10 protein-coding genes are annotated in these 9,820 nt (G+C 64.2%); all 10 read left to right on the top strand.

Annotation, left to right across the window (positions count from 1 at the left end; genetic code table 11):
• The first annotated feature begins 355 nt into the window (after positions 1–355).
• The 10 genes from Mschef_RS05220 to Mschef_RS05260 all read left to right on the top strand — a co-directional run bounded on the left by Mschef_RS05220 (position 356) and on the right by Mschef_RS05260 (position 9,814).
• Positions 356–1,120: a sulfotransferase domain-containing protein gene (locus Mschef_RS05220; RefSeq protein WP_081126712.1), complete on the top strand. Its 765-nt coding sequence runs from the start codon at positions 356–358 to the stop codon at positions 1,118–1,120.
• Between the two features lie 135 nt (positions 1,121–1,255).
• Complete coding sequence (locus Mschef_RS05225; RefSeq protein WP_081126713.1) at positions 1,256–3,367, top strand: glycosyltransferase; 2,112 nt, start codon at positions 1,256–1,258, stop codon at positions 3,365–3,367.
• A gap of 455 nt (positions 3,368–3,822) precedes the next feature.
• Positions 3,823–4,014 (top strand): type II toxin-antitoxin system HicB family antitoxin, encoded by a 192-nt coding sequence (locus Mschef_RS05230; RefSeq protein ID WP_081126714.1) that lies wholly within the window; start codon positions 3,823–3,825, stop codon positions 4,012–4,014.
• Positions 4,011–4,190: a type II toxin-antitoxin system HicA family toxin gene (locus tag Mschef_RS18375; protein WP_081126715.1), complete on the top strand. Its 180-nt coding sequence runs from the start codon at positions 4,011–4,013 to the stop codon at positions 4,188–4,190. The genes Mschef_RS05230 and Mschef_RS18375 overlap by 4 nt, the downstream gene beginning before the upstream one ends.
• 5 nt (positions 4,191–4,195) lie before the next feature.
• Positions 4,196–5,356 (top strand): trans-sulfuration enzyme family protein, encoded by a 1,161-nt coding sequence (locus Mschef_RS05240; protein ID WP_081126716.1) that lies wholly within the window; start codon positions 4,196–4,198, stop codon positions 5,354–5,356.
• The gene (locus tag Mschef_RS17105; RefSeq protein WP_139789388.1) at positions 5,353–6,966 is read left to right on the top strand and encodes a sulfotransferase family protein; all 1,614 of its coding nucleotides are present in this window, start codon (positions 5,353–5,355) and stop codon (positions 6,964–6,966) included. Before Mschef_RS05240 ends, Mschef_RS17105 begins: the two co-directional genes overlap by 4 nt.
• Complete coding sequence (locus tag Mschef_RS05245) at positions 6,923–7,348, top strand: glycosyltransferase (RefSeq protein WP_176212402.1); 426 nt, start codon at positions 6,923–6,925, stop codon at positions 7,346–7,348. The genes Mschef_RS17105 and Mschef_RS05245 overlap by 44 nt, the downstream gene beginning before the upstream one ends.
• Positions 7,240–7,827, top strand: coding sequence for a glycosyltransferase family 2 protein (locus Mschef_RS05250; protein ID WP_139789389.1), 588 nt, complete (start codon positions 7,240–7,242; stop codon positions 7,825–7,827). Before Mschef_RS05245 ends, Mschef_RS05250 begins: the two co-directional genes overlap by 109 nt.
• 4 nt (positions 7,828–7,831) lie before the next feature.
• Positions 7,832–8,647, top strand: a complete 816-nt coding sequence (locus Mschef_RS05255) for a glycosyltransferase (protein WP_176212403.1) — start codon at positions 7,832–7,834, stop codon at positions 8,645–8,647.
• Positions 8,648–8,761: 114 nt separating this feature from the next.
• Positions 8,762–9,814, top strand: coding sequence for a GHMP family kinase ATP-binding protein (locus Mschef_RS05260; protein ID WP_242426453.1), 1,053 nt, complete (start codon positions 8,762–8,764; stop codon positions 9,812–9,814).
• Positions 9,815–9,820: the final 6 nt, after the last annotated feature.

Consider the following 9,820-nt stretch of genomic DNA (forward strand, 5'->3'; position numbering starts at 1 on the left):
ACATGGCGTCGAGTCTGGCCAAGGCCCGGCTCGACGCCTTCACGGCGATACGGGCGCAATCGGCCTGTGGGGTCCACTCGGGCGCCAGCGCGCATGCGCTGCCTCGCCTACAATCGCGCGTCCCATTTGCTGCGTTCGCCATGAGCCTATCAGCGACGCCATGCGTAGGCATGGCATTGGCAAAGCCCGACGCGTGCGCGCGGCACTGTCAGTCGTCTGCGCGCGCCGATTCTGCCGTGTGGCGCGATTGCGCTATGACGTGCATCAACACGACGGCCATGCATCAACTGGAATACACGCGCATTGCCACACTCTGCGCGGGTGTCCGTGACGGTCCGCATGCGGTCGCGATCACATGAGCCCGCACGCGCCACGCATCAGCTTCATGATTGGTGGTGCGCAGAAATGCGGCACCACGGCGCTTGCCGAATTTCTGCGCGCGCATCCGCGGGTGCGCCTGCCACTGGGCAAGGAGGCACATGTCTTCGATGCGCCGGATTACGACGACGCAGCGCTGCCAGAGGCCATCGATACGCGCTTTGCCGCACATTTTGCCGAGCCGTGGCAGGACTCGCTGGTGTACGGCGATGCCACGCCGATCAGCCTGTTTCTGGAGACGGCCATCCGCCGCGCCGCGCGCTACAACCCGGCCCTGCGCTGGATCATCCTGCTGCGCGATCCGGCCGCGCGCGCGATCTCGCAGCACGCCATGGAGCGTGCGCGCGGCACGGAATCATTGCCCTTGCTGCGCGCATTGCTGGCCGAGCGCGGGCGGTTGCACCGCGCGCGCGGGGACTTGGGATGGAACTCGTCACTGCGCAATCACAGTTATCGCGCGCGCGGTGAATACGCGGCGCAATTGCAGCGGTTATTGCATCACTTTCCGCGCGAGCAGGTGCTGCTGTTGCGCAGTGTCGATCTGGCACGGGATGCCGCGGCGACGCTGCGCGAGGTCTATGCACACCTGGGTCTTGCAGAGCCGCTACGCATGCCGGAAACACTGCGCCACTTCGAGGGCAGCTACGGCCATCATGCACTCGGCCACGCCATGCTGCGCTGGTGGTCGTGGCAGCAGCGGCGCAAGCTGCGGCGTGCGCTGGATGTTGACCTACAGTCTTGATCCAATCCCAGCGTTGCCACGCTCCTACAATGCGTCGATCAATACCTTCGGGATTCCGGTGTATGACCATTGCCGTGAAACTGGACCTTGCCATTCACGCCATGGATGCGGGATCCGCGGTACTGATACCGGCCCATGACCTGGACTGACGCGCTGAGCTGGCGCGTGCGTCGTCTGCGCGCGCTGTTGCAACGGACGCGCGGCAGCGTGCTCAGTCGTGGCTGGCGCGGCACCTGGCGGCGCATCCTGATGGAATTGAAAGGCAGCGCGCCCGCTGCGTCGCAACCGCATCTGCTGGCGCTGGACTGGACATTCGCGCCGTTCGCGGTGCCCGAGGCCGGCAATCCGGACGTTTCGGTAATCATCCCGGTGCACGGGCATCTGGCCCACACGCTGGCGTGTCTGCGCTCCATCGCGGCCTGTGGCGACACGACCGCGTTCGAGGTCATCGTGGTGGACGACGCCTCGCCCGACGCGAGCGCGGCGACGCTCGCGCAAATCCGTGGCCTGCGCCTGCTCGGCTTGCCGCGCAATCTCGGCTTTGTCGGTGCGTGCAATGCCGGCGCCGCAGCCGCGCGCGGACCGTTCCTGTGCTTCCTCAATAACGACACGCAGGTCACACCCGGCTGGCTGGACGCGCTGCGCGCCTGCTTCGAGGACGTGCCCGATTGCGGCATCGCCGGATCGCGCCTGCTGTATCCAGACGGCCGCCTGCAGGAATGCGGCGCGCTGGTGTTCGCCGATGGCGGCGCGTGGAATTGCGGGCGTTTCGAGCGCCCGGATCAGCCGCGCTATCTCTACCGCCGCGAGTGCGATTACGTGTCCGGCGCGGCGCTGATGATCCCGGCCGCTCTGTTTCGCGAGGTCGGTGGATTCGACACGCGTTATGCGCCGGCCTACTACGAGGACACCGATCTCGCTTTCGCGGTGCATGCCGCACGGCGTCGCGTGCTGGTGCAGCCCGCCAGCACCGTGATCCACTGCGAGGGCGTGACCGCGGGCATCGATCCCGAGCAGGGCGTCAAGCGCCATCAGGTGAAGAACAAGGCGCAATTCGCCGGCAAGTGGGCAGCCGCATTGCTCAAGCAAGCCCAGCCGGGAACGCGTGAAGCCGAGGCCAGCGCGCGCGCCGCAACGGACAGGCCGTACCTGCTGGTGATCGAAAGCACGCTGCCGGATGCTGCCCGCGATTCCGGGTCGCTGCGCCTGGTCGAGCTGCTGCGCAGCGCGGGGCAACTGGGCTGGCGCGTGAGCCTGATGCCGGACGACCGGCGCATGGATCTGGCGCTGGCGGCGCGCCTCGGTGCCGTGGGTGTGCAGGTCGTTGTACCGGGCAACCCGCGATCCTGGCTGGGTGCCCACGGTGACGATTTCGCGGTGGTCATGCTGAGCCGCTATGCGGTCGCGTCGGTCTGGCTGGCGCAGGTGCGCAGACTCGCGCCGCGCGCGCAGGTCATTTTCGATACGGTCGATCTGAACTTCCTGCGCGAGCGGCGCGCGGCGGAACTGGCCCGATCCGATACCCGACGCGCCGACGCACTGCGCGCGCACGAGCTGGCCTTGATCGCCGCCAGCGACTGCACCCTGCTGGTCAGCGAGGTCGAACTCGCGCTGGTGCAGGCTGAGCTGCCGCAGGCGCGGTTGCGCCTGCTGGGCAATATTCATCAGGTGCACGAGCCGATCACGCCGTTTTCCGACCGCGCCGATCTGCTGTTCATCGGCGGCTTCCAGCATCCACCCAACCGCGACGCCGTGCAGTGGTTCGCGCGCGAAGTGTTGCCGCTGCTGCGCCCGTGCCTGCCAAGGCTCTGCCTGCACGTCATCGGCAACGTCGATGCGCAGGCACGCGATGTGTTGCGCGACGTGCAGGTCGTCTTCCATGGCCGCGTCGATGATCTGCGGCCGTGGCTGGAGCGCTGTCGCGTGTCCGTCGCGCCGCTACGTTATGGCGCCGGCGTGAAAGGCAAGATCAACACCGCCATGGCCGCGGGGCTGCCGGTGGTCGCCACCCGCATCGCGGCCGAGGCCATGGCGTTGACGGACGGCGTGGACGTACTGCTGGCCGACACGCCCGCAGCCATGGCCGCGGCCATCGAACGTGCGTACACCGATCAAGCCTTGTGGCAACGCTTGTCGCGCGGTGGCATGGACAATGTGCGCCAGCACTTTTCCAGGGCGCGCGCACGTGATGTCCTGCGCGAAGTCCTGGACGACGCGCTGCGCGAATCCGCGAGTCCGTCCCGGTGAATCGGATGCGCCATTCACGCTGCAATGGCGATTCGCGATCGAGTTCAGGCGCCCGCATCGAGCGCATCGAACAACGTCCCGTGATCCTGCCGGCCCGATCGCTTGGCCGTTCCCATCTCGGTTTCGTCGTTCCCGCGTAGGCGGGAACCCATTTCCCCCTATGGATCCCCGTTCCCGAGTGGTTGTGTCGGGGATGGGAACCCGGTAACACGGCACAATGGGCCATCGGACACGGCATCGCCTCAGCCTTGACGATCCGGCCAGACCCATCCCTCATTCCCCTGATCGCATTGACCCATGAACAAACCCCGGCAAGCCCTCGCCCTCGGCATCCGCGCCATCCACGCGGGGCAGGCGCCCGGTTTCGAATCGACGGGTGAACGCTGCCTGGATCGTAAGGTGCTGCCTGTTCGGCGGTAGAATTCAGGAGCTTCGACATGGCCGGAGGAAGGGCGATGAACGCTCAGCTCAAGATGGTGTTCTGGCAAGGCGATCGCTACTGGCTGGGCAAGCTGGTCGACCACCCTGAAATCATGTGTCAGGGCGAAAACATCGAGGAGCTCGAAGCCAATCTGCGCGACGCCTATCGCGAACTCTTATTGGAGGATGTGCCGCCTGGTTATCAGGTGCGAGACATCGCCCTTTGAAGCGAGAGGAGCTGCTGCGTCAACTTGCAGTGGCAGGCTGCGTTCTGGTGCGTCACGGTGGGCGTCATGACATCTGGCTGAATCCGCGCACAGGACAAAAGCAACCCATTCCGAGGCATCGCGACGTTGAAGATGCCTTGGCCAAGCACATCTTCAAATACCTCGGATTGCGCTGACACCCATGAACAAACCCCAGCAACCCCTCGGCCTCGGCACCCGCGCCATCCACGCGGGGCAGGCGCCCGATCCATCGACCGGCGCGATCATGACGCCGATCTACGCCACCTCCACGTACGTGCAGCGCAGCCCCGGCAAGCACCAGGGCTACGAGTATTCGCGCACGCACAACCCCACGCGTTTCGCCTATGAACGCTGCGTGGCCGATCTGGAAGGCGGTGTCGCCGGCTTCGCCTTTGCCTCGGGTCTGGCCGCGGCCAGCACCGTGCTCGAGCTGCTGGATTCCGGCAGCCACGTCATCGCCATGGACGATTTGTACGGCGGCACTTATCGTTTGTTCGAGCGCGTGCGGCGGCGCTCGGCGGGGCTGGATTTCAGCTTCATCGACTTGAACGACGGCGCCGCGCTGAAGGCGGCGCTCAAGCCCAACACACGCATGATCTGGGCGGAGACGCCCACCAACCCCATGCTCAAGCTGGTGGACCTCGCCAGGGTCGGTGCCTTCGCGCGCAAGCACGGGCTGACCCTGGTGGTGGACAACACCTTCTGCTCGCCCATGCTGCAGCGCCCGCTGGAATACGGCGCGCACCTGGTGCTGCATTCGGCCACCAAGTACCTCAACGGCCATTCCGACATGGTCGGCGGCATCGTCGTGGCCGGCACGCAGGAACTGGCCGAGCCGATGGCCTTCCTGCAGAACTCGGTCGGCGCCATCGCCGGGCCGTTCGACAGTTTTCTCGCCCTGCGCGGCCTCAAGACCCTGCACCTGCGCATGCGCGCGCATTGCGACAATGCACTGGAACTGGCGCGCTGGCTGGAGAAACATCCCACCATCGAGCGCGTGATCTACCCCGGCCTGAAAAGCCATCCGCAGCACGCGCTGGCCAAACGCCAGATGCAGGGCTACGGCGGCATCATCAGCATCGAGGTCAAGGGCGGGCTGAAGAAAGCGCGCAGCATGCTAGAGCGCTGCCACCTGTTCGCGCTGGCCGAATCACTGGGCGGCGTGGAGAGCCTGATCGAGCACCCCGCCATCATGACCCACGCCTCCATCCCGCCCGCGCAGCGCAAGCGGCTCGGCATCAGCGATGCGCTGGTAAGGTTGTCGGTGGGTGTGGAGTGCGTCGATGATCTGCGCGGAGAGCTGACGCGAACGTTGTCATGAGCAAGCGGAAAATCACGCGCTCCACGGCGGTTGGCGCGACATCAAACAAAATCAGCACGCGACGCGCGATCATGGTGCTGGGAATGCATCGCAGCGGCACCTCCGCCATCACGCGTGTGCTCAATTTGCTGGGCGTCGAGCTGGGATCGCGCCTGATGCCGCCGGCGCCCGACAACCCAACGGGCTTTTGGGAACATCTCGATGCGGTCGAGATCCATGACCGATTGTTGGGGAAACTGGGGCGCAGTTGGGATGACTTTCGGCCCCTGCCAGCGGGCTGGCTGCACTGCGCGGCGGCGAAGCATGCCCAGCAACAAATCCTGCAATTGATTCAGTCCGAGTTTTCCGATGCGCCATTGTGGGCTGTTAAGGATCCGCGTTTATGTCTGTTCGTGCCGTTATGGGAGCGCGTGTTGTGCAGTCTTGGCATCGAGCCTTGCGCGCTGATCGTGCTGCGTGAACCAGCGGAGACAGCGCGTTCGCTGCACGAGCGCAATGCGATTCCCGCTGCATTGGGCGAGGCCTTGTGGTGCCGTTATACCGTCGAAGCCATACGCGGCAGCGCGCGCAACCGGCACGCGGAATTGCGTTACTCACACTTGCTGCAAGATTGGCGAACCGAGATGAAGCGGCTTGATTCGACATTCGCCCTGAACATGGATTGGAACGAGCAAGCCATGGAACGCATTGATGCTTTTCTGCACTCGGCGCGTACCGAGCCCGATCGTGCTTCCGAGCTGACGCCCTTTCGCAGCGACCGGTTGCCTCTGGTGCTGAGCGCTCCTGGACTGGATCTCAAACAACTGGCAGATGCCGCGGATGCGGCACTCATGCATATCGCGCGCGAGTCGCTTGCCTATGCGGAAGCCGAGTACTTGCAAGTCGAGCGCACCCGCTTCAGCGAGGCCGAGGATCGTGCACGACTTCGCATTGATGAAGCCGTGCGTTGGGCACAACGGCTTGAGAACGAACAGGAGTCGACTCGTGCGCAATTCGGTGAGTTGCAGCGTGAACACGAGCGCGTCGCGTCGTGGGCGCAATCATTGGATCGCGAGTTGCAAGTCGAGCGCACCCGCTTCAGCGAGGCCGAGGATCGTGCACGACTTCGCATTGGCGACCGGGATACGCTGATCCTCACCCTGCAGCAGACTCTTGTGCACCAACGCGAACAATCCGAGCGCATGGCGGGCGAGGCGGCGTCAGCACGGCGTCTATTTGAGGAGATACGTGATTCCCGGTCATGGCGCATCACGCGCCCCTTGCGCGTCATCGCGCGCATTCTGCGCGGCGAATGGCCAGTGGTGCGCAATGAAATAAAGCGCCGCCGCGAACAGGCGCGCATCGCCGCGACCGCTCGTGAATCCAGCATTGATCCGGGGACGCGCGATGCGCCAGCAGCACGCGATCTGACTGCGCGCATCGAGTCCTCTCCGGCGCTTGTAAACTACTTGCCGCGCGCTCGAATCAGCGATTTGGCCCTGCCTGCTTACCATGCGCCGCTGGTCAGCATCATCGTGCCGGCGTACGGCATGCTGGATGTCACCGCGCGCTGCCTGCACTCCGATCATGGCGCATCCGCCGAGCGTACCGTTCGAGGTGATCGTCGTTGAGGATGCCTCGGGCGATACGGATATCGATCAATTGGCCAAGGTCAGCGGCTTGCGCTACGAAAAGAATCCCGAGAACCTGGGCTTCGTGCGCTCCTGCAATCGCGCGGCGGGGCTCGCGCGCGGCGAGTACGTGTACTTTCTCAACAACGACACCGAAGTTACCGAAGGCTGGCTGGATGCGCTGCTGGACGTGTTCCGGCGCTATCCCGATTGCGGCCTGGCGGGATCGAAACTGGTCTATCCGGATGGACGCTTGCAGGAAGCGGCGGGATCATGTGGCAGGACGCCAGCGCCTGGAACTACGGTCGCCTCGATGATCCCGAGCGCAGCATCTACAACTACCTGCGTGAATCCGACTATTGCTCGGGCGCATCGCTGCTGATCCGCAAGGCGCTGTTCGAGCAACTGGGTCGCTTCGATGAAATCTACGCACCGGCCTACTGCGAGGACTCGGATCTCGCGTTCAAGGTGCGCGCCGCAGGACTCAAGGTTTATTACCAGCCCGCGTCGGTGGTGGTGCATTACGAGGGCGTCCCGCATGGCACCGACACCGGCAGCGGCATCAAGTCCTACCAGGTGCGCAATCAGGCAATCTTTCGCCAGCGCTGGCAGTCGACTCTGCAAGCCGATCATTATCCAAACGCCGAAAACGTGTTTCGCGCGCGTGGACGTGATAAATACGCGCGCATCATATTGATCATAGACCACTACGCACCACAGCCGGATCGCGATGCCGGCTCGCGCACAATGATGCAGTTCATCCAGCGCTTCCTGGAGCGCGGCTATCGGGTCAAGTTCTGGCCAGAGAATCTGCACTTCGATCCGGTGTATGTGCCGCCATTACTGCAGCTTGGTGGTTGAGGTTATGTACGGCGTCGAATATGCTGGTGCTTTCGATGCTTGGATGCGCGAGCATGGTGTCGCGCTGGACTACATTTTGTTGAGTCGGCCACATATCGCGGTGCAGTTCATCGAGATTGCGCGCAAGTATTCGGCTGCGCCGCTGCTGTACTACGGGCATGACGTGCATCATCTGCGTCTGGACGATCAATTGCGCGTGATGCCTGACGATGCTGCCGTGCGCAAGGAGCGCCAAATGATCGCGGAACTCGAGCACGAGGTCTGGCGCAGTGTGGATGCGGTGTATTACCCATCAGATTCTGAAACCACGCAGGTGCGCGCCTGGCTGGCGCTGCATGCGCGCAGGTGCGCGCGCACCGTGCCTGCCTATGCCTTCGAAGAGTTGCATGATGACCCCACGCGCAATCTGCACGAGCGCGAGGGGTTGATTTTCGTCGCCGGATTCGCGCACCCGCCGAATGTGGATGCGGCGCTGTGGCTCGTGCGCGAGGTATTGCCGCGCTTGCATCAGCACATGCCCGGATTGCGCCTAAGTCTGGTCGGCTCGAATCCATCCGCCGATGTGCGCGCCCTGCAAGACGAACGCGTCGAGGTAACCGGGTTTGTCACCGACGCGGAGTTGGCGCAACGCTATGCACATGCTCGCGTAGCGGTCGCGCCGTTGCGTTTCGGCGGCGGCATCAAGGGCAAGGTCATCGAAGCCATGCGTCATGGAGTGCCGTGCGTCACCACATCGGCAGGCGCGCAGGGATTGGACGGGTGCGATGCGCTGGCTGTCTGCGATGCGGCGACGATTTCACGCAGCACATACTTGGATTGATCGGTGACGATGCCGAATGGCGTCGCCGCGCGCTGGCCGGGCAAGCATTCGTGCATGCGCATTACACGTCGGACGCTCAATGGCAGGCCTTTGCGCGCGAACTGGACTTGCGCCATGCCATGTTACCCGGGCGGCAGCATGATCGCGCGTGCGCGCGCTCCGCTGCGCCTGGGTCTTGCCGGCGGTGGCAGCGATGTCTCGCCGTATTGCGACCAGTTCGGCGGTCAGGTGATGAACGTCACCATCGACCGCTATGCCTACGCCATCGTGCGACCGGGCGATGGGCAGAGCACGTGCTTCGAGGCGCTGGATGTCCGGCACCACGCCGAGCATATCTGCGGCGACGAACATTCACTCAGTGGCCCATTGCAACTGGCGCGTGGTGTGTATGCGCGCGTCTGCCGCGACTTTCTCGACGGCAAGCAGCCATCGCTGCGCGTGACCACGTATTCCGATGCACCACCGGGCTCGGGCCTGGGGTCGTCCTCGACCATGGTGGTGGCCTTGCTGCAGGCGTTCGTCGAATACTTCGGTTTGCCGTTGGGTGAGTACGAAGTCGCGCGGCTGGCGTATCAGATCGAGCGCAATGACCTGGGCTTGGCGGGCGGCAAGCAGGACCAGTATGCGGCAACCTTTGGCGGCTTCAACTTCATGGAGTTCTATGCCGACGACCGCGTGATCGTGAACCCGCTGCGCGTCAAGGACTGGGTGTGGGCTGAGCTCGAAGCATCGCTGGTGCTGTATTTCACCGGCGTGTCGCGCGCCTCGGCGGACATCATCGATCAACAGTCGCGCAACGTCAGCGAGCAGAATCAAGCGTCGATCGAGGCCATGCACCGGCTCAAGGACGAAGCTGTGGCCATGAAGGAATGTGTGCTCATGGGCGATTTGAGGCGACTGGAAGCGACCTTGCGTGCCGGCTGGGAGGCGAAGAAGCAAACCGCCAGCAGCATCAGCAACCTGCTGATCGAAAACATCGAGCGCGTGGCCTTTGCCAATGGCGCGCGCGCGGCGAAAATCTCCGGCGCGGGCGGTGGCGGATTCATGATGTTCCTGTGTGGCGCAGAGGACCGGCTCACGCTCAACCGCGCACTGCTGGAGCAAGGCGGCAGCCTGCTCGATTTCCACTTCACCCAACGCGGAGCGATGTCGTGGCGAGTTCCCTGAGTGCGC

Source organism: Metallibacterium scheffleri (genome assembly GCF_002077135.1).
GTDB classification, from domain to species: Bacteria; Pseudomonadota; Gammaproteobacteria; order Xanthomonadales; family Rhodanobacteraceae; genus Metallibacterium; species Metallibacterium scheffleri.